The following is an 18,514-nucleotide window of genomic DNA, read 5'->3' as shown; positions in this document are numbered from 1 at the left end:
AGATGACTGTCTGTTCCTGCACGAGAGTAAGAGGCGTCCCCCGGTGCCGCTGTCCACTTCCACGTCCGTCGTCCCCTCCCCCCGCTCCGAGGGGACGACCGTCCTGCCCGAACCGGCCGAGCCGGTGATCCGCGCGATGTCCACCACCTGGACGGCACGCGGGTTCGAGATCACCGGGGTCGCCCGGCACGGCGACCGCGACACCGGCCGGCTGGCCGCCGCGCTCACCCGGGTCTGGCTCCGGCCGACCGGCAACGGCTCGGCGGTCCGGGTGCGGACCCGGGCGCTGTTCCTGCCGGAGGCCACCGACGACAGCGAGCAGACCCGGTTCAGCCACGACTGGGCCGGCTTCACCGCGTCCGTCGACCCGGAGCGGCTGCGCCGCGGCGGCCGCTGGCGGGACGGCGAGTGGCAGGTCGAGGTGGTGCTGCAGGACGGCCTGCGCACCGTGCACGGGGCGGTCGCCCAGCACTGGTGCGGATCCGGCGAGTACCCGCTGAGCCGGTGGGTCGGCGACGCGGCCCGGATCGTCCCGCACTTCCACGGCGGGGCGCTGCGGATACGGGTGGAGAACGTCCGGGCCCGGATCACCGGCGCCGAACGGGACGGCGACGCGCTGCTGCTCTCCGGGGCGGCCGACCTCCCCGAGGGCTCGGTCCTGCGGCTGCGGCACCGCGAGTCGTCCGCCGAGCCCACCTTCCCGCTCCGGCCGGCCGGAGCGGGCCGGTTCACCGTCCGGGTCGGGTTGGAGCACTTCACCGGCGTCGCCGACCCGGAGCGCGAGCACTGGGACGCCGAGCTGGTCCGCCCGGACGGCTCCGCGGTGCGCCCGGTCCTGGACCACCGGCAGGCGCCGATAGCGGGCCAGTTCCGGCTGCCCGGCGCCGACCGGGTGCTCTACCTCAAGGAGCTCTCCGACGGGTACCCGCAGTTCTGCGCCCAGCAGGCGGCCGGCCTGGTGGGGCGGATCACCGCCACCGCGGACGGGTTCGAGCTGACCGGCCACGCCCCGCTGCCCGACCGGGGCCCGCTGGAGCTGGTCCTGCGGCACGACCAGGGCACCGGCGAGAGCGTCCACCGGCTCGACGGCGGCGAGCACTTCACCGTGCACCTGCCCGCGATGCGGACCGACCCGGACGGCCGGCGCTTCCCGCTGCGCAAGGGCGTGTGGGGGCTGCGGATCCGCCCGGCCGGACAGCCCGACGCCGAGCAGCCGGTGCTGCTCGCCCCGGACGCGCTGACCGCGCTGCCGCTGCCGGTCGAGGTCGGCTCCGACACCACCGGCACCAAGCGGGTGCTGCTCCAGCGCCGCTGGCACGACACCCTGATCGTGGACTCCACCCCGGTGCTGTCCGCCGCCGAGCGCAGCGCGTACGCCCAGGAGCGGCTGCGCGAGGTGCACTACCCGCAGGCCCGGCAGCAGCCGCTGCGCGAGGCGGTGCTGTACGACGTGTTCAGCGGCCGCGGCTACGCGGACTCGCCGCGCGCCGTCCACGCCGAGCTGGTCCGCCGCGGCGAGCCGCTGGAGCACCTGTGGGCGGTGGACGACGCGCAGGCCGAGGTGCCCGCCGGGGTGCGGCCGGTGCGGGTCTTCAGCCCGGAGTGGTACGAGGCGCTGGCCACCTCCCGGTACCTGGTGGGCAACACCCACCTGCCGGAGTTCCTGGAGCGCCGGCCGGGCCAGGTGGTGGTGCAGACCTGGCACGGCTCGCTGATCAAGCGGATCGCCCACGACGTGGAGAACAGCTGGCTCGGCGACGCCGGCTACCTGGCCGCGCTGGACCGCGAGGTGCCCAACTGGAGCCTGCTGGTCTCCCCCAGCGGCTACGCGACGCCGATCCTGCGGCGGGCCTTCCGCTACGAGGGCGAGGTGCTGGAGTCCGGCTACCCGCGCAACGACGTGCTGGCCCGGGCCGGCACGGCCGAGGCCGCCGAGCTCCGCCGCCGGCTCGGCCTGCCCGAGGGCAAGCGGGTGGTGCTCTACGCGCCGACCTGGCGCGAGGACCAGCAGGCGGAGGGCGGCGAGGGCTTCCGCCTCGACCTGCGGATCGACGTGGCCGCCGCGAAAGCCGCGCTCGGCGAGGACCACGTGCTGCTGGTCCGCCCGCACGCGCACGTCCGCGAGCCGCTGCTGGGCGCCGGCGACGGCTTCCTGTACGACCTGGCCAGCTACCCGGACGTGCAGGACCTGCTGCTGGCCGCCGACGTGCTGGTCACCGACTACTCCTCGATCGCCTTCGACTTCGCGGTGACCGGCCGGCCGATGCTGTTCTTCACCTACGACCTGGAGCACTACCGGGACACCCTGCGCGGCTTCTACTTCGACTTCGAACAGGACGCGCCCGGTCCGCTGGTGCCCGGCTCCGCGGAGCTGGTCGCCGGGCTGCGCCGGCTCGCCGACGAGGGCGCGCTGCCCGAGCGGTACGAGGAGAAGTACCGGCGGTTCCGGGAGCTGCACTGCCGGCTCGACGACGGCGGCGCCGCGGGCCGGGTGGTGACCCGGATGCTGGAGCTGGGTGCCGAACAGGCGCCGGTAGGGTAACCCCGCTCGTTCCCGTGCCGGCCGACGGCCGGATCTCCCCGAAGGTTGGCAATGACCACGCTGCTCGACGCCCCGACCGGCCCCCCGCCGGCCCGGTCCCGCCGACACGCCCGGAGCGTCCCCGCCCGGTGGCGGCTGCCGCTGGCGGTGGCCGCCGGCGTCGAGCTGGTGCTGCTGCTCTGGTGGGCCGCCACCTACCCGGGGCTGACCAGCTACGACTCCGTGGTGTACGTGGCCCAGGTGACCTCCGGCTCCTGGGTGTCGGACCACTCGGTGCTCTACGACGCCATGGTGTGGCTGGTGCTGCACCTGCCGGGCCGGCTGGCCGTCCTCACCCTGGCGCAGACCCTGGCGGCGTCCGCCGCCCTGGCCTACACCTGCGTGGCGCTGCGGGCGCTCGGGGTGCGCGGGCGGTGGACGGCCACGGCCTCGCTGGTGCTCGCCGTCGCCCCGCCGACCGGCGCGTTCGTGCTGTACGTCTGGAAGGACGTGCCGTTCACGCTCTGCGCGCTGCTGGTCTTCGCGGCGTCCGCCAAGGTGGTCGTCGGCCGGGCCGGGCGGATCGACTGGTGGGTGCTCGGCGGCGCGCTGGCCGGCCTCGGCCTGTTCCGCAACAACGGGCTGGGCATGGCGCTGGTGGCCGGCCTGGTGCTGGTGGTCGCGGTGCGCGGCCGGCGGCTGCTGCTGGGCGTGCTGACCGCGGCCGCGGTCGCGCTCTCGCTGGTCTGCCAGCTGTACCTGTACCCGGCGCTCGGCGTGCGGCCGCCCTCGACGGTGTCGGTCTACTCCCTGCACTACCACGACCTGGCCGTGGCCTACGCGGCCGAGCCGGCGGTGTTCAAGGACGCCGACCGGGCGGTGCTGGCCGGCGTGCTGCCGCTGGACAACTGGAGCGCGGACGGCCGGAACTGCTACGTGGCCGACAAGCTGTTCAACGACTGGTCCTTCGACCGGAACGCGGCCGAGCGCTCGAACGACCGGCTGATCGCGATCTGGAAGCGGCTGGTCAAGGAGCGGCCCGACCTGATCGCGGACGCCCACATCTGCCGGGCCCACATCGGCTGGGCGCCGTTCCCGGGCCCGAAGGAGCTCAACGCCTACACCTGGATCGCCTCGGCCGCCCCGACCCCGCACGACCTGTACGACATCGCCCGCCCCGGCGGGCCGATGGACGGCAACCCGTACCGCAGCACGCTGTACACCCACCCGCTGTCGACGAAGCTCAACCACGCGGCGCAGTTCTGGTACAACGCCTGGAAGACCCGGCAGCTGGACTGGCTGCTGTTCCGCGGCGCCACCTGGGCGTACCTGGGCTACGCGGCGCTGTGGCTGTTCGCCCGCGGCCGGCGGATGCGCCCGGTGCTGGCGCTGGCCGGCGTGACGGTCGGCTACCAGCTGTCCATCCTGGTCGCCAACCCGGCGCCGCTGTACCGCTACATGGTCGGGCCGATGTTCATCGGCGCGTTCTGCCTGACCCTGCTCACCGCCCGCCGGGAGGGTCAGCGGGCCGAGCCGAAGGGGTAGTCGCGGCAGGGCCGCCAGACCTCGTCCGGCCCGAACCGGGAGAGCACGAAGCCGTCCACCGCGAAGGCCGCGGTGAAGCCCCGGGCCTTCTCGTACGCCTCGTCGAGCACCTGCTCGGCGAGGCCGTGCGCCACCGTGACGTGCGGGTGGTACGGGAACGCCAGCTCCCGGGAGAGCGGCCCGGAACGGACCTCGGCCTCCAGCACCCGGCACTCCTGGGCGCCCTCCTCGACCCGGACGAAGACCACCGGGGAGACCGGCCGGAAGGTGCCGCTGCCCTGCAGCAGCATCCGGAACGGCCGGTGCCGGGCCGCCACCGCGCGCAGGTGCGCCTCGATGCCGGGCAGCGCGGCCGCCGCCACCTCGGTCGGCGGCAGCAGCGTGACGTGGGTGGGTATCGACCGTGCCGCCGGGTCGCCGTGCCCGGCCCGGGCGTCCTGCAGGGCCGTGCCGTACGGCTCGGGCACGTGTATGGACACGCCGATGGTGACGGCCTCGGGGAGGCCGTCACCGGGCGCGGCGACGTCGGCGGGCATCAGCGCTTGGGCGGAAGGAAGCCGATGCGGTCGTAGACGGTGGCCAGGGTCTCGGAGGCCACCGCACGCGCCTTGTCGGCGCCCAGCCCGAGGACCCGGTCCAGCTCCGCCGGGTCGTCCAGGAACTCGCGGGTGCGGGCCTGGAACGGCTCCACCCAGGCGGTGAACAGCTCGGCCAGCTCGGTCTTCAGGGCGCCGTACATCTTGCCCTCGAAGTGCGCGACCAGCTGCTCGATGCTCTGCCCGCTCAGCGCGGAGTGGATCCGCAGCAGGTTGGAGACGCCGGCCTTCTCCTGCTCGTCGTAGGAGACCACCGTGCCGGTGTCGGTCACCGCACTCTTGAACTTCTTGGCGGAGACCTTCGGCTCGTCCAGCAGGCTGATCAGGCCCTTCGGCGAGGACGCCGACTTGCTCATCTTGATCGCCGGGTCCTGCAGGTCCTGGATCTTCGCCGTCTCCTTGAGGATGTACGGCTTGGGGACGGTGAAGGTCGGCGCGTAGCGGCTGTTGAAGCGCTCCGCGAGGTCGCGGGTCAGCTCCACGTGCTGGCGCTGGTCCTCGCCGACCGGGACGGCGTCCGCCTGGTACAGCAGGATGTCGGCGATCTGCAGGATCGGGTAGGTGAACAGGCCGACCGTGGTGCCCTCGGCGCCCTGCTTGGAGGACTTGTCCTTGAACTGGGTCATCCGGCTGGCCTCGCCGAAGCCGGTCAGGCAGTTCATCACCCAGCCGAGCTGCGCGTGCTCGGGCACGTGCGACTGCACGAACAGCGTGCAGCGCTCCGGGTCCAGCCCCGCGCCGAGCAGCTGCGCGGCGGAGATCCGGGTGTTCTCCCGCAGGGTCGCCGGATCCTGCGGCACGGTGATCGCGTGCAGGTCGACCACCATGTAGAAGGCGTCGTTGGCCTCCTGGAGGTCCACCCACTGGCGCACCGCGCCGAGGTAGTTGCCCAGGTGGAAGGAGCCGGACGTGGGCTGGATGCCGGAGAGCACCCGAGGACGGTCCTTCACGGGACCGGTGACCGCTGCGTTGACCATGGGCGCCATTGTTCCAGCTTCGGCCACCGCTCAGGAAACTTCCGCTCCTGGAGGATTCGACAGTGTGACCGCACTCACCCGGATCCGTTCGATCCGCCGGCCGTCCAGCCGGGCCACGGTCAGCCGGGCGCCGTCCGCGGTGGTCACCTGGTCGCCCTTGGCGGGCAGCCGGCCCAGCTCGCGCACCAGGAAGCCGGCGACCGTCTCGTACGGGCCCTCCGGCAGCGCGAACCCGGTCTCCTGGGCGAAGTCCGCCAGGTTGAGCAGGCCGTCCAGCTCCAGCGCGCCGCCGGCCAGCAGCCGGGTCGCGGTGGTGTCCTGCGCGTCGTACTCGTCGCGGATCTCGCCGATCACCTCCTCGACCAGGTCCTCCAGGGTGACGATGCCGGCCGTGCCGCCGTACTCGTCGACCACGATCGCCAGGTGGTGGCCCTCCCGGCGCATCTCGCTCATCGCCTCCAGCACCCGCTTGGTGGCGGGCAGCAGCTTGATCGGCCGGGCCAGGTCGCGGACCCGGGCGGCCCGCTCGCCGCGCGCCCCGTACAGGTCGCGGACGTGCACGAAGCCGGTCACCGCGTCGTAGGAGCCCTCGACCACCGGGTAGCGCGAGTGCGGGGAGTCGTCGGTCTCCGGGCGGACCTCGGCGACCAGCCGCTCGGCGTCCAGGAAGGTGACCTCGGTGCGCGGCACCATCACCTCGCGCAGCTGGCGCTCGCCGGCCGCGAAGACGTCGTTGATCAGCGCCCGCTCGTCGCTGCCCAGCTCGGTGTTGGCGGCCACCAGGCCGCGCAGCTCCTCCGAGCTCATGTGCCCGCGGCCGGCCTTCGGGTCGCCGCCGAGCAGCCGGACCACCAGATTGGTGGAGTGCCCGAGCAGCCAGATCACCGGCCGCAGGGTGACCGACATGACGTCCACCACCGGGGCGGCGAGCACCGCGACGGACTCCGCCCGCTGCAGGCCGAGCCGCTTCGGGGCGAGCTCACCGAGCACCAGCGAGACGTAGGAGATCACCAGGGTCAGGCCGACCAGGGCGACGGCGTCCGCCACCCCCTGCTCCAGGCCCAGCTCGACGAAGAGCGGCGCGGCCTTGTCGGCCAGCGTGTCGGCGCCGAGGGCGGCCGACAGGAAGCCCATGCAGGTCACCCCGACCTGGGCGGCGGCCAGGAAGCGGTTGGGGTCGGCGGCCAGGTGCGCGGCCCGGACGGCGCGCCGGGATCCGGTCGCCTCCAGCGCCCGGATCTGGCCCTCGCGCAGCGAGATCAGCGAGATCTCGGCCACGTTGAACAGGCCGCCCAGCATGATGAAGACCAGGACGAGTGCCGCATCCTGAAGGGTTTCGCTCACAGCCGGACATCCTAGGGCGGCCGCGGGTCCCCGCATCGGACTGTGATAATTCCAGGGCCAAGAGCGATCTTTCCCGAAGGACGGCCGATTCCATGCCCCCGACCTTGTCCAGCGCCCCGGACGCCTCCGAGCGGCGCCCGGAACAGCCCCGTCACAGACGCGGTCTCGACGCGCTGCACCGGGTACCGCGACCGGTCCGCAGCGTCTGGCTGTGGCCGGTTCTGGCGACGCTGGTGGTGGGCCTGTACCACGTCACCGTCCCGGTGATGTGGCACGACGAGCTGGCCACCCTGTCGGTGGTGCGGCGGCCGGCCGGCGACATCATCGACATGATCCGGCACGTGGACGCGGTGCACGGCACGTACTACCTGTTCCTGCACTTCTGGATCTCGGTCTTCGGCGAGAGCCCGCTGGCGATGCGTCTGCCGAGCGTGCTGGCCATGGCCGGCGCGGCCGGGTGCACGGCGCTCGCCGGACGCCGGATGTTCGACGCGCGCGCCGGCCTGGTCGCCGGCCTGGTCTTCGCGATGCTGCCGACGGTGGCCCGGTACGGCCAGGAGGCCCGGTCGTACGGCTTCGTGGTGTTCGCGGCGGCCGCGGCACTGGTCCTGCTGCTGCGCGCCCTGGAGCGGCCCACCGCGCTGCGCTGGCTCGCCTACGCGGTGGCGCTCTGCTGCTCCGGCTACCTGCACCTGGTGTCGCTGGTCTACCTCGCCCCGCACGCCGTCGGGGTGGCCCTGGCCTGGTGGCGGGACCGGCGGAACTGGCGGCTGCCGGCCGGGTTCGTCGGCGCGGTGCTGGCGGCGGTGGTCGCCGCCTATCCGCTGGTCCACCTGAGCGGCAAGCAGGCCGCCCGCCAGATCGGCTGGATCGGCCGACCGGTGTTCGGCGACCTCTGGAACATCTGGCCGCAGATACTCGGCGGCACGTCGGTCACCGTCGCCGTGCTGACGGTCGCGGTGCTGGCGGTCGGCTCGAAGCGGCCGGGCTCGGTGCTGCTCGGCTGGTGCCTGGCGCTGATCCCGGTGGGGGCGCTCTGGGTGGCGTCCACGCACGGCTCGGTGTCGTACTTCATGCCGAAGTACATGTTCTTCGTGCTGCCGGGCGTGTCGGTGCTCGCCGGTGCGGGCCTCGCCCTGGTCCGGCTCCGGGCCACGCTGGCCGGCCTGGCCGTGATCGGCCTGCTGGCGCTCCCCGACCAGCGGGTGCTGCACGGCACGCTCTCGCACGCCAAGTACGTCTATCCGGTGCCGGTCACCTGGTTCGACCCGCTGGACTACCGCGCCGCCGCCCGATTGGTGGCCGCCGGCTACCACCCGGGCGACGCCGTCGCGTACGGCCAGAACCAGTGGCAGCTGTGGTGGGGCGTGGACATCGGCGTCCGGTACTACCTGCCCAAGGACATCGTGCTGCGGGACGTGTTCGCCGGGCAGAGCGGCCAGGAGCGCGACGACCTGTGGCCGACCCTGACCCCCGACCCGAAGACCGCGCTGGGCACCACACCCCCGCCGCGGATCTGGCTGGTGACCAAGGACGGCGGCCAGGACCCGTTCGGCACCCTGCCGCCCGCGTACGCCAAGGCCCTCCAGGACCGCTACAAGCTGGACCACGTCAAGACGGTCTCCGGCATGGCCGTGTCGCTGCTGGTCCGCCGCTAGCGGCGGCCCCCGAACGGCCGACGGCCGGGCACCCCGCACGGGGTGCCCGGCCGTTTCAGGCTGCGGGCGCTCAGATGAGGCCGAGCTCCTGGACCGCGTCGCGCTCCTCGGCGAGCTCGCCGACCGAGGCGTCGATCCGCTTGCGGTCGAACTCGGAGAGGTCCAGGCCCTGGACGATCTCGAAGGTGCCGTTCTGGGTGGTGACCGGGAAGGAGGAGATCAGGCCCTCCGGCACGCCGTACGAGCCGTCGGAGACGATGCCCATGGAGGTCCAGTCGCCGGCCGGGGTGCCGTTGACCCAGGTGTACACGTGGTCGATGGCGGCGTTGGCGGCCGAGGCGGCCGAGGACGCGCCGCGGACCTCGATGATCTCGGCGCCGCGCTTGGCGACCTTCGGGATGAAGAAGTCCTCGACCCACTTCTGGTCGGCGCCGACGGCCTCGAAGGCCGACTTGCCGGAGATCTCGGCGTGGAACAGGTCCGGGTACTGGGTGGCGGAGTGGTTGCCCCAGATGGTGACCTTCTTGACGTCCTCGACGGTGACGCCGGCCTTCTTGGCGAGCTGCGCCACGGCGCGGTTGTGGTCGAGGCGGGTCATCGCGGTGAAGCGCTCGGCCGGCACGTCCGGGGCGTTGCGCTGGGCGATCAGGGCGTTGGTGTTGGCCGGGTTGCCGACCACCAGGACCTTGATGTCGTCCGCGGCGTTGTCGTTGATCGCCTTGCCCTGCGGGCCGAAGATGCCGCCGTTGGCGGACAGCAGGTCGCCGCGCTCCATGCCGGCGGTGCGCGGGCGGGCGCCGACCAGCAGGGCGACGTTGGCGCCGTCGAAGGCCACGTTCGCCTGGTCGGTGATGGTGATGTCGCGCAGCAGCGGGAAGGCGCAGTCGTCGAGCTCCATCGCGACGCCCTCGGCGGCCTTGAGGCCCTGCGGGATCTCCAGCAGACGGAGGTTCACCGGGACATCGGCGCCGAGCAGGTGGCCCGAGGCGATGCGGAAGAGCAGCGCGTAGCCGATCTGGCCGGCCGCTCCGGTGACCGTGACGTTGACGGGGGTGCGAGTCATATCTACCTACTCCAGCAAATCGCCAGGTGCCCCAGGCACGTCGGCGCACTGGAGCCGAGGATGATCTCTCGATATCGAGAGAACCGACCCAGGTTATCGCAAGGGGAGCCCGCCGGTTGCGAACGGGCTCCCCATGAGACGAGCGTTACTCCGCCGTCGGTGCGGCGGGCGGCCGACCGGGTCAGTGCGGTGTGCGCCCGACCAGCCGCCCGATGTTGTCCAGCAGCGGCATCCGCAGCCACGGGTCCGGCTGGGCCACCAGGGTGAGCACGGTGATCACCCCGCCGAGGAACAGCAGCACCGCCACGTCGGTGAAGCGGCTGCGCACCGCCAGCATGCCGACCTCCGGCAGCACCAGTCGCAGCACCGCCGCGACCAGCAGCGAACCGCCGACCACCAGCAGGCCGAGCCGGAACCCGCCGGTGGAGGTGATCAGCAGGCCGAGGCCCGCGACGGCCAGCACCATCGTTATCGGCCACTGCCGGACCGGCAGCGGGTGGCTGCGGTCCAGCGCGGGAGCGGCACCCTCGGGCGGATGGGTGCTGGTGGTCCGCCCGGGCAGCCGGCGTCGGCTGGCCATGCCTGTCAGACGCCGGCGCGGCGCTCGGCCGCCTCGACGATGTTGTTGAGCAGCATCGCGCGGGTCATCGGGCCGACACCGCCGGGGTTCGGGGAGATCCAGCCGGCCACCTCGGCCACGCCCGGGTGGACGTCGCCGACGATCTTGCCCTCGCTGCGGCTGACACCGACGTCCAGCACGGCCGCGCCGGCCTTGATGTCCTCCGGCTTGATCAGGTGCGGCACGCCGGCGGCGGCCACCACCACGTCGGCCTTGCGCAGGTGGTAGCCGAGGTCGCGGGTGCCGGTGTGGCACAGCGTGACGGTGGCGTTCTCGGTGCGGCGGGTGAGCAGCAGGCCGATCGAGCGGCCGACGGTCACGCCGCGGCCGACCACGACCACCTCGGCGCCGTCCAGCTGCACGTCGTGCCGGCGCAGCAGCTCGACGATGCCCAGCGGGGTGCAGGGCAGCGGGCCCCGGATGCCGAGCGTGAGGCGGCCGAGCGAGGTCGGGTGCAGGCCGTCGGCGTCCTTGTCCGGGTCCATCAGCTCCAGGACCGGGTTGGGGTCGAGGCCCTTGGGCAGCGGCAGCTGCACGATGTAGCCGGTGCAGGCCGGGTCGGCGTTGAGCTCGCGGACGACGTTCTCCACGTCCTCCTGGGTGGCGGTGGCCGGGAGCTCGCGCTGGATGGACGCGATGCCGACCTCGGCGCAGTCCTTGTGCTTGCCGTTGACGTACCAGCGGCTGCCCGGGTCGTCGCCGACCAGGACGGTGCCGAGGCCGGGGACGATGCCCCGCTCCTTGAGGGCCGCCACGCGGACGGCGAGTTCGGACTTGATCGCGGCCGCGGTGGCCTTGCCATCGAGAATCTGGGCAGTCATGCGCCCATTCTCCCGTATGGAGCGCGTTGCGGTTGCGCCACAGTTGTGTCCGTGCGATGAGCGCCGCTGGACACCGCGGGGCGCCACCCGCGACGATGTGGGCTGCAGACATGTGCCGATCCGACCTGGTGACGGGGGGTCGGTCGCGACGGGGGAACGATCTCGGGGGAACCAAGGTGAGCAATCCGTACCAGACACCCGACCCGTACGGTCAGGGCGGCGGCTACGGCCAGCCGCAGCAGCAGCCCGGCTACGGGTACCCCCAGCAGACGCCTCCGCCCGGCTACCAGCAGGGCGGGTACCCGCAGCAGCAGCCGCCGTACCAGGCGCAGCAGCCGTACCAGCCCTACCCGCAGCAGCCGGTCGCGGCCCCGCCGCAGAACCAGCTGGCCACCGCGTCCGTGGTGATCGGCTTCATCTCGATCCTGCTCTCCTGCTTCTACGGCGGCATCCTCGGCCTGGTCGGCCTCGGCATCGGCATCGGCGGCCTGAACCGGTCGACCAAGACCGGCCAGGGCCGCGGCGCGGCGATCGGCGGGATCGTCCTCAACACCCTGGCGGTGCTGGTCTTCATCGCCGTCATCGTGTTCGTCGTCGTCGCCCCGGACGCATGAGTGGCACCGGCGCGGCCGCCGCACGACTGACCGACCGTTGGCGGCGCTCCGCCGACTCGGTGCAGGGCGCGCTGCTGCGGGTGCTGCTGCGCGGCGCCGGCGGCGCGGTCGCCGCGGTGGCGGTCGCCCAGGTGCACGACGCGCACGACCCCGGAGTGCTGTGCCTGCTGCGCCGGTTCACCGGGATCCCGTGCCCGGCCTGCGGGTCGACCACGGTGTTCATCGAGGCGGGGCACGGCGACTGGACCGCCGCCCTGGCCGCCAACCCGGTCACCGTGATCGCCGTCACCGGCCTGCTGCTCGCCCCGCTCGGCCCCGGCCGCTGGTGGTGGGGCCTGTCGAACCGCCGCCGGGGTGCCCTGATCGGCGCGGCCGTGGTCGCCGCCTGGACCTGGCAGCTGCACCGGCTGGGCATCTCCCGGCCCTGAACCGCGCTCCGGCGGACGCCCGTTGGGTCGAGATCGCTCTCCCCAGCGTCACCGCCGTCCGCTAATCTCCCACCCGGTCGGCAACTCGCATGCCCGTCCGTCCCAGGATCTTCCTGTCACCCGTCCTCATGTCCCATCCTGCCCGGAGGCATTGATGAGCTACCCGCCCGACCCCAACAACCCGTACGGCCAGCAGCCGCCGCAGGGCTACGGCGCCCCGCAGCAGCCCGGCTACGGCTACCCGCAGCAGGCCCCGCCGCCGGCCCCCGGCTACGGCTACCCGCAGCAGCAGCCGGCCCCGGGCTACGGCACCGTCCCGCAGCAGGGCTACGGCTACCCGCAGCAGCCCGGCTACCCGGGCGGTTACCCCAACGCGGGCATGGTGGCGAACTTCTACGCGGGCTGGGGCAGCCGCGTGGTGGCGCGCATCATCGACCAGTTCACCATCTTCCTGATCCCCGGCATCGTGCTGGGCATCGGCTACTCGAAGATGATCAGCGCCACGGTGGACGCCGCCAACGCCGGTTACATCGACGCCAACGGCGAGTACGTCGCGGGCACCATGAGCGCGAGCGACGCCGGCAGCGGCACCGTCTTCTTCCTGATCGGCGGCCTGCTGCAGCTCGCCGCCGTGGCGTTCTACACCTACCTGCAGGGTGTGAAGGGCCAGAGCCTCGGCCAGCGCGCGGTCAACATCCGCCTGGTCCGCGAGGCCGACGGCCAGCCGGTCGGCTGGGGCATGGCGTTCGTCCGCCAGCTCTGCCACGTGCTGGACGGCTTCTGCTGCCTCGGCTACCTGTGGCCGCTGTGGGACGCGAAGAAGCAGACCTTCGCCGACAAGATCATGAGCACCGTGGTCGTCAAGTCCCAGTGACGCGAACGGTGAAGGCCCCGCACTCCGAGCTCGGAGTGCGGGGCCTTCACCGTTCCGTCAGTGGAAGAAGTGCCGGGTACCGGTGAGGTACATCGTCACCCCGGCGGCGGTCGCGGCCGCGACCACCTCCTCGTCACGGACCGAACCGCCGGGCTGGACCACGGCCTTGACGCCGCCGTCGATCAGCACCTGCAGGCCGTCCGGGAACGGGAAGAACGCGTCGGACGCGGCGTACGAGCCCTTGGCCCGCTCGCCGGCCCGCTCGACCGCGAGCTTCGCGGAGTCGACCCGGTTGACCTGGCCCATGCCCACGCCCACCGAGGCGTTGTCCTTGGCCAGCAGGATCGCGTTGGACTTGACGGCCCGGCAGGCCCGCCAGGCGAACGCCAGCTCGGCCAGCTCGGCCTCGCCCAGCGCCTCGCCGGTGGCCAGCGTCCAGGTCGCCGGGTCGTCGCCCTCGGCGTGGATCCGGTCGGTCTCCTGCAGCAGCACGCCGCCGGAGATCGGGCGGACCTCCTTGGCGTTGGCCGGGGCCTCGGGCGCGACCAGCACGCGGATGTTCTTCTTGCGGGCCAGCACCTCGACGGCGCCGTCCTCGTAACCCGGGGCCACCACGACCTCGGTGAAGATCTCGGCGACCTGCTCCGCCATCTCCACGCTCACCGGGCGGTTGACCGCGATCACGCCGCCGAACGCCGACAGCGGGTCGCAGGCGTGCGCCTTGCGGTGCGCCTCGGCGACGTCCGCGCCGGTGGCGATGCCGCACGGGTTGGCGTGCTTGATGATCGCGACGGCCGGCTCGGCGTGGTCGTACGCGGCGCGGCGGGCCGCGTCGGTGTCCACGTAGTTGTTGTACGACATCTCCTTGCCGTGCAGCTGCTCGGCGCCCGCCAGGCCGCCGGAGCCGTCGGAGTAGATGGCGGCCGACTGGTGCGGGTTCTCGCCGTAGCGCAGCACGTTCTGGCGCTCGTACGTGGCGCCCAGGAAGGCCGGGAACGCGTCCTCGGACTCGGTGTAGCCGGACTCCTCGAACCAGGAGGCCACGGCCACGTCGTAGGCGGCGGTGTGCGCGAACGCGGAGGCCGCCAGGCGCTTGCGGGTCAGCAGGTCGAAGCCGCCCTCCGCGGCGGCCTTCAGCACGTCGCCGTAGCGGGCCGGGTCGACGACCACGGCGACCGACGGGTGGTTCTTGGCGGCGGCGCGGACCATCGACGGGCCGCCGATGTCGATCTGCTCCACGCACTCGTCCGGGGTGGCGCCGGAGGCGACGGTCGCCTTGAACGGGTAGAGGTTCACCACGACCAGGTCGAAGGGCTCGACACCGAGCTCGGCCAGCTGCGCGCGGTGCGACTCCAGGCGCAGGTCGGCGAGGACGCCGGCGTGCACGCGGGGGTGCAGGGTCTTCACCCGGCCGTCCAGGCACTCCGGGAAGCCGGTCAGCTCGGACACCTCGGTGACCGGCACGCCGGCGGCGGCGATCCGGCCGGCGGTGGAGCCGGTGGAGACGATGGTGACCCCGGCGGCGTGCAGGCCCTGGGCCAGCTCCTCCAGACCGGTCTTGTCGTACACGCTGATCAGCGCGCGGCGGATCGGGCGGACGTTCTCGGACACGGGGGGCGTGGTGCTGGAGGCGGCGCTCATGCCGGAATCCATACCTTTCGGTCTTCGATGCGATGGCCTTCGCGGGCCAGCCGGCCCACGACCTCGACGAGCAGCTTGCGCTCGACAGTCTTGATGCGCTCGTGCAGCGCTTCGCCGCCGTCGGCGTGGTCGGCGTCCTCGACCTCCACCACGCCCTGGGCGATGATCGGCCCGGTGTCCACCCCGGCGTCGACCAGGTGGACCGTGCAGCCGGTGACCTTCACGCCGTACGCGAGGGCGTCCGGGACGCCGTGCGCGCCGGGGAAGGCCGGCAGCAGGGCCGGGTGGGTGTTGACGATCCGGCCCGCGAAGGCGGCGACGAACTCCGGGCCGAGGATCTTCATGAAGCCGGCCGTCACCACCACGTCCGGCTGATGGGCGGCGACGGCGGCGGTCAGCGCGGCGTCCCAGGCGGCCCGGTCGGCGTGGTCCTTGATCCGCTCGACGAAGGTCCCGATACCGGCCTTCTCGGCGCGCTCCAGGCCGGCGATGTCGGTGCGGTCGGCGCCCACGGCGACGATCTCGGCGCCGTACGCCGGGTCCACCGCGGCGTCGATCAGCGCCTGCAGGTTGGTGCCGGAACCGGAGACCAGCACCACCAGCCGGGCCGGTCCGGGCGTGCGGGGCGGGAACACTTGGGCGGAAGCGGCGGCCACTGCGCGAATCTCCGTACGTCATGTTGCTCCCCCAGCCTTCGGCCGGGAGGTGCCCCCATGCTGGTACATCCACCGGCGGTGGGGCCACTACAAGGGGCGCGGAAGGTCGAACCGGGTACCGGCGGATGCACCGGGAGACGCGGCGCTGCGGACCGCCCGGGAACCGTGGTGAGCTGCTGACCGTCACCACGATAACGGCTGGTCGAAGGCCATCTGTAACCGCCGGGCAACGCTACGCGCGTAGTTGAGACAGGGATCTCGCCCCGATCCGGACCCCACCCGGGCCGAGCTCCCACCACCACCCGCCGAACCCAACGGGCGGGGCGCCGTCCGGGCGTCGAACGGCTGGGGGATCATTGACCCGCGGACCGCCACCCGGCGCCCGCACGCCCTCACGAGAAGGAACGGGCCGACACCATGAGCAGCGGCGAGGACACCGGCGAGCGCAACCCCTTCGCGCCCCCGCCGGAGGGCACCCCCGACCAGCCGTGGCGTCCCCGCACCCCGGCCGGCGGCGGGCCGAACGGCGGGTCGGCCGGCAACGGCTCGTCCGGCAACGGTTCGTCCGGCGGTGCGGACGAGGACGGACCCGTCCAGGTGCCGCCGCCGCACCCCTGGAGCCCCGGCTACCGGGGCGGCTGGTCCGCGCCCCCGCAGCAGCCGCCCACGCCGCCGCAGCCGAAGTTCGACCCCAACGACCCGGTGCAGCGCCGCTCCCGCTACGCGCTCAGCGCCGGCCTCGGGGCGATGTTCTGCACCCTGCTCAGCCTGTCGTACGTGGCGCTGGTGCTCGGCCTGCTCGCGGTCCACTGGGCGCTCAGCTCCCTGCGCGCCGGACGCGCCGCCGCCGCACCCGCCCCGACCGGCGCCCCCGCCGGCGGCAACGGCAACGGCGGGAACCTGGCCGGCTGGCCCACCCCGCCCCAGGTCCCGGCCGCGCTCGGCGGACTCATCACCGGCGGCATCGCGCTGCTCTTCACCTTCGCCTGGTTCGGCGTCCAGCTGTACTACCAGGACTACCTGAGCTGCATGAGCGACGCCCTCACCGACCAGGGCGCCGCCTCCTGCAGCAACCTCGCACCGCACTGGCTGGTCAACCTGATCACCGGCCCGCAGTAGCCGACCCCCGCCGGAACCGGAGCAGCGCCCCGGTCCCGGCGGCCCGACGCAGGAGCCCGCGCCCGACGTCCGCGCAGCGGCGGCCCGGCGTCGGAGCCCGACTCGGCGTCCGCGCAGCGGCAGCCCGGCGCCGGTGTCCTGGGCCCGTGACCCGGTCTCGGCCGACCCGCCGCAGGCGATCCGGCAGCAGCGAACCGGCCCCGACCGGCCCGGCCCGGCGGCTCCGCGGGGCGGGTCAGCCGTTTCGCCGGAGGGCCGCCCAGGGTGACGGCAGGGCGGCGAGCCACGCCAGCGTCCGGTTGAGCGCCACCCGTGGCCGCGCCGTCCACCGCACGCCCAGCCGGGTCAGCCGCGCCCACCAGTCCCGCTCCGCGCCGCGCAGGCCCCACCAGCGGACCAGCGCCGCGCCCGGCACCGCCGCCAGCGCCAGCCAGCCCGCCGCGGCCACCCCGGTCTGCCAGACCGACGGCCCCAGCGCCGACATCCGCCCCGCCCCGAGCGCGCCGCCCGCCGCCCACGCCACCACCGCTGCCACGCCCCCCGCGCACCCCGCCGCCCCGAGCGCAGCCACCGCCGTCCCCCGCACCCCCCACCGCCCGCCGGCCTGCGGGGCGCCGGCCGGGTCCTGCCCGCCGTCGGCGTACCGCCCGCCGGAGTGCTGCGAGCCGCCCGAGTACCACCGACCGCCGGAGCCGGGCGCAGCGCCGTGCCCCGCGTCGGCCGCCGCCACCGCCTCGTGGTCGCCGTAGCGGGCCGAGCCGGACAGGGCCCGGCCGTCGGCGGCCACCACCCGGCCCCGCAGGACCCGCGACCCGTCGCCGGAGGCGCCGTACTCCACCGGGTCGACCAGGTGCCCCGATCCCTCCGGTCCCGCCGGGTCGGCCGGGTACCGGGAGTCCGCCTCGATCGCCGCCCGGCCGAGGAGCAGCGCGGGCAGGACGCCCGCCCCCAGCGGCAGGGCGCAGGCCAGCAGCCCCCAGCCCGCGCCGCCCGGCGCGGGTACCAGCGCGAACAGCGGGAAGTCGGGCACCGCGCCCAGCCGGGTGCCGAACGGCGCCGCCACCGTCCCCGTGCCGACCGCGAAGCCCGGGCCGAGCGCGTACGCCGCGGCCCAGACCACCGCGTTCGGCAGCAGCGCGGCGCACGCCAGCAGGATCCCGAGCCAGTCCGCCGGCCCGGTCCCGAGCAGCCGCGCCGACCGGCCCGCCGTGCCCAGCACCACCGCGAGGACCAGCACCGCTCCCCCGGCCGCCACCATCGCCAGCAGCCACAGCGCGGCCGCCCGGCCCGCCACCCGGGCCGCCCCGGCGGGCCGGAGCGCCGCCGGTACCCGGTGCGACCAGCGGTCCGTCCGACGTTCGGCCCCGCCGGCCCCGTTTACCCTGCCGACTCCGTCGGCCGCCCGGTGCGCGGCCGGGCGGACAGCACGCCGGGCGGCCGGGTGCCCGGGCGTCCCGTCCCGGTGGGCGCCGCGCAGGCCCGCCCGTACGCCGGTGGTCAGCGCGGCTGCGGCGAGCGCCGCCACTGCCGCCAGGTCGGCCACCGGGCGGGCGCGCAGGGTGGCGTCCGGTACCGCGCACTGTGCCACCGCCCCGGCCGCCACCAGCAGGTATCCGGCGCCCACCGCCAGCGGGGCGCGCCAGCTGAACCGTCCGCGCCGGGCGATGCGCCGCCCCGCGCGGTGCAGCAGGACCGCGGCGATCACGGTCAGCAGCAGCGGGGCGACCGTCACCGGCGCTTCCTCCACGCCTCTGCGCAGCGGTCCGCCGTGGCCGAGCAGCCAGATCGCGGACGCCACCCGGGCCGCCGCGGGAGCGGTGTCGTCGCCGTACGGGGCCAGGACCCACAGGCCCAGCACGGGCACCGCGACCAGGGAGAAGGTGAGCAGCCCGGTACGGACGCCGGCGAGCAGGTCGGCGAGGGCCGAACGGGCACCCAGTTCGCCCGGCAGCCCCAGAATCGGACGACCCATCAGCTGCGTCATGGGCTTCATGCTCCCAAGATCACCCGTTGCGGGGTGTCAACGGGCAAACCTTCG

The 18,514-nt window shown here is 73.9% G+C and carries 16 protein-coding genes; 7 read left to right on the top strand and 9 right to left on the bottom strand.

The genetic code is table 11. The features are described from left to right. Positions 1–43 precede the first annotated feature (43 nt). Both ACGFX4_RS05805 and ACGFX4_RS05800 read left to right on the top strand, forming a co-directional pair. Positions 44–2,542 carry a CDP-glycerol glycerophosphotransferase family protein gene (locus ACGFX4_RS05805; RefSeq protein ID WP_393070584.1) on the top strand — a complete coding sequence of 833 codons (2,499 nt, stop codon included), beginning with the start codon at positions 44–46 and terminating at the stop codon, positions 2,540–2,542. Between the two features lie 51 nt (positions 2,543–2,593). After that, on the top strand, positions 2,594–4,066 hold the full coding sequence (locus ACGFX4_RS05800) for a hypothetical protein (RefSeq protein ID WP_393070582.1): 1,473 nt from the start codon (positions 2,594–2,596) through the stop codon (positions 4,064–4,066). Here the strand turns inward: ACGFX4_RS05800 and ACGFX4_RS05795 are convergent. The 3 genes from ACGFX4_RS05795 to ACGFX4_RS05785 are packed head-to-tail and all read right to left on the bottom strand — an operon-like array spanning position 4,042 to position 6,983. Next, a complete protein-coding gene (locus ACGFX4_RS05795; RefSeq protein ID WP_393070580.1) occupies positions 4,042–4,602 on the bottom strand; it encodes a 2'-5' RNA ligase family protein in 561 nt (186 codons plus the stop codon). The two genes, ACGFX4_RS05800 and ACGFX4_RS05795, sit on opposite strands and share 25 nt — an antisense overlap. Beyond that, positions 4,602–5,639, bottom strand: a complete 1,038-nt coding sequence (trpS, locus tag ACGFX4_RS05790) for a tryptophan--tRNA ligase (RefSeq protein ID WP_393070578.1) — start codon at positions 5,637–5,639, stop codon at positions 4,602–4,604. The genes ACGFX4_RS05795 and trpS overlap by 1 nt, the downstream gene beginning before the upstream one ends. A 30-nt stretch (positions 5,640–5,669) precedes the next feature. After that, complete coding sequence (locus tag ACGFX4_RS05785; protein WP_393070576.1) at positions 5,670–6,983, bottom strand: hemolysin family protein; 1,314 nt, start codon at positions 6,981–6,983, stop codon at positions 5,670–5,672. A gap of 92 nt (positions 6,984–7,075) precedes the next feature. Between ACGFX4_RS05785 and ACGFX4_RS05780 the strand changes: the two genes are divergently transcribed. Continuing rightward, entirely contained in the window at positions 7,076–8,641 is a 1,566-nt protein-coding gene (locus ACGFX4_RS05780; protein ID WP_393070574.1) for a glycosyltransferase family 39 protein, read from the top strand. A gap of 70 nt (positions 8,642–8,711) precedes the next feature. Here the strand turns inward: ACGFX4_RS05780 and ACGFX4_RS05775 are convergent, their stop codons facing one another. The 3 genes from ACGFX4_RS05775 to ACGFX4_RS05765 form a co-directional block, all read right to left on the bottom strand. Beyond that, positions 8,712–9,704, bottom strand: a complete 993-nt coding sequence (locus ACGFX4_RS05775) for a malate dehydrogenase (RefSeq protein WP_345697492.1) — start codon at positions 9,702–9,704, stop codon at positions 8,712–8,714. Between the two features lie 181 nt (positions 9,705–9,885). Continuing rightward, positions 9,886–10,284: a DUF3017 domain-containing protein gene (locus tag ACGFX4_RS05770; RefSeq protein ID WP_393070572.1), complete on the bottom strand. Its 399-nt coding sequence runs from the start codon at positions 10,282–10,284 to the stop codon at positions 9,886–9,888. 5 nt (positions 10,285–10,289) lie between these two features. Continuing rightward, complete coding sequence (locus ACGFX4_RS05765) at positions 10,290–11,144, bottom strand: bifunctional methylenetetrahydrofolate dehydrogenase/methenyltetrahydrofolate cyclohydrolase (RefSeq protein ID WP_345697494.1); 855 nt, start codon at positions 11,142–11,144, stop codon at positions 10,290–10,292. Between the two features lie 176 nt (positions 11,145–11,320). On the opposite strand from ACGFX4_RS05765, the gene ACGFX4_RS05760 reads away from it, so the two are divergent. The 3 genes from ACGFX4_RS05760 to ACGFX4_RS05750 all read left to right on the top strand — a co-directional run bounded on the left by ACGFX4_RS05760 (position 11,321) and on the right by ACGFX4_RS05750 (position 13,060). Next, complete coding sequence (locus tag ACGFX4_RS05760; RefSeq protein WP_393070569.1) at positions 11,321–11,758, top strand: hypothetical protein; 438 nt, start codon at positions 11,321–11,323, stop codon at positions 11,756–11,758. Further along, a complete protein-coding gene (locus ACGFX4_RS05755) occupies positions 11,755–12,186 on the top strand; it encodes a DUF2752 domain-containing protein (protein WP_393070567.1) in 432 nt (143 codons plus the stop codon). Before ACGFX4_RS05760 ends, ACGFX4_RS05755 begins: the two co-directional genes overlap by 4 nt. Before the next feature lie 154 nt (positions 12,187–12,340). After that, a complete protein-coding gene (locus ACGFX4_RS05750; RefSeq protein WP_393070565.1) occupies positions 12,341–13,060 on the top strand; it encodes an RDD family protein in 720 nt (239 codons plus the stop codon). A 57-nt stretch (positions 13,061–13,117) separates the two neighbouring features. Here the strand turns inward: ACGFX4_RS05750 and purH are convergent, their stop codons facing one another. Both purH and purN read right to left on the bottom strand, forming a co-directional pair. Further along, the gene (gene purH / locus ACGFX4_RS05745) at positions 13,118–14,701 is read right to left on the bottom strand and encodes a bifunctional phosphoribosylaminoimidazolecarboxamide formyltransferase/IMP cyclohydrolase (RefSeq protein WP_393070563.1); all 1,584 of its coding nucleotides are present in this window, start codon (positions 14,699–14,701) and stop codon (positions 13,118–13,120) included. After that, positions 14,698–15,357: a phosphoribosylglycinamide formyltransferase gene (purN, locus tag ACGFX4_RS05740; RefSeq protein ID WP_393070561.1), complete on the bottom strand. Its 660-nt coding sequence runs from the start codon at positions 15,355–15,357 to the stop codon at positions 14,698–14,700. The genes purH and purN overlap by 4 nt, the downstream gene beginning before the upstream one ends. A 417-nt stretch (positions 15,358–15,774) precedes the next feature. Between purN and ACGFX4_RS05735 the strand changes: the two genes are divergently transcribed. Beyond that, on the top strand, positions 15,775–16,476 hold the full coding sequence (locus tag ACGFX4_RS05735) for a hypothetical protein (RefSeq protein WP_393070559.1): 702 nt from the start codon (positions 15,775–15,777) through the stop codon (positions 16,474–16,476). Positions 16,477–16,711: 235 nt separating this feature from the next. Here the strand turns inward: ACGFX4_RS05735 and ACGFX4_RS05730 are convergent, their stop codons facing one another. After that, on the bottom strand, positions 16,712–18,460 hold the full coding sequence (locus tag ACGFX4_RS05730; RefSeq protein ID WP_393070557.1) for a DUF6350 family protein: 1,749 nt from the start codon (positions 18,458–18,460) through the stop codon (positions 16,712–16,714). Between the last annotated feature and the right edge of the window lie 54 nt (positions 18,461–18,514).

It is taken from the genome of Kitasatospora sp. NPDC048365 (assembly GCF_043200835.1).
Taxonomy (GTDB): Bacteria; Actinomycetota; Actinomycetes; order Streptomycetales; family Streptomycetaceae; genus Kitasatospora; species Kitasatospora terrestris.
This window is presented reverse-complemented; position numbering and strand designations above follow the sequence as displayed.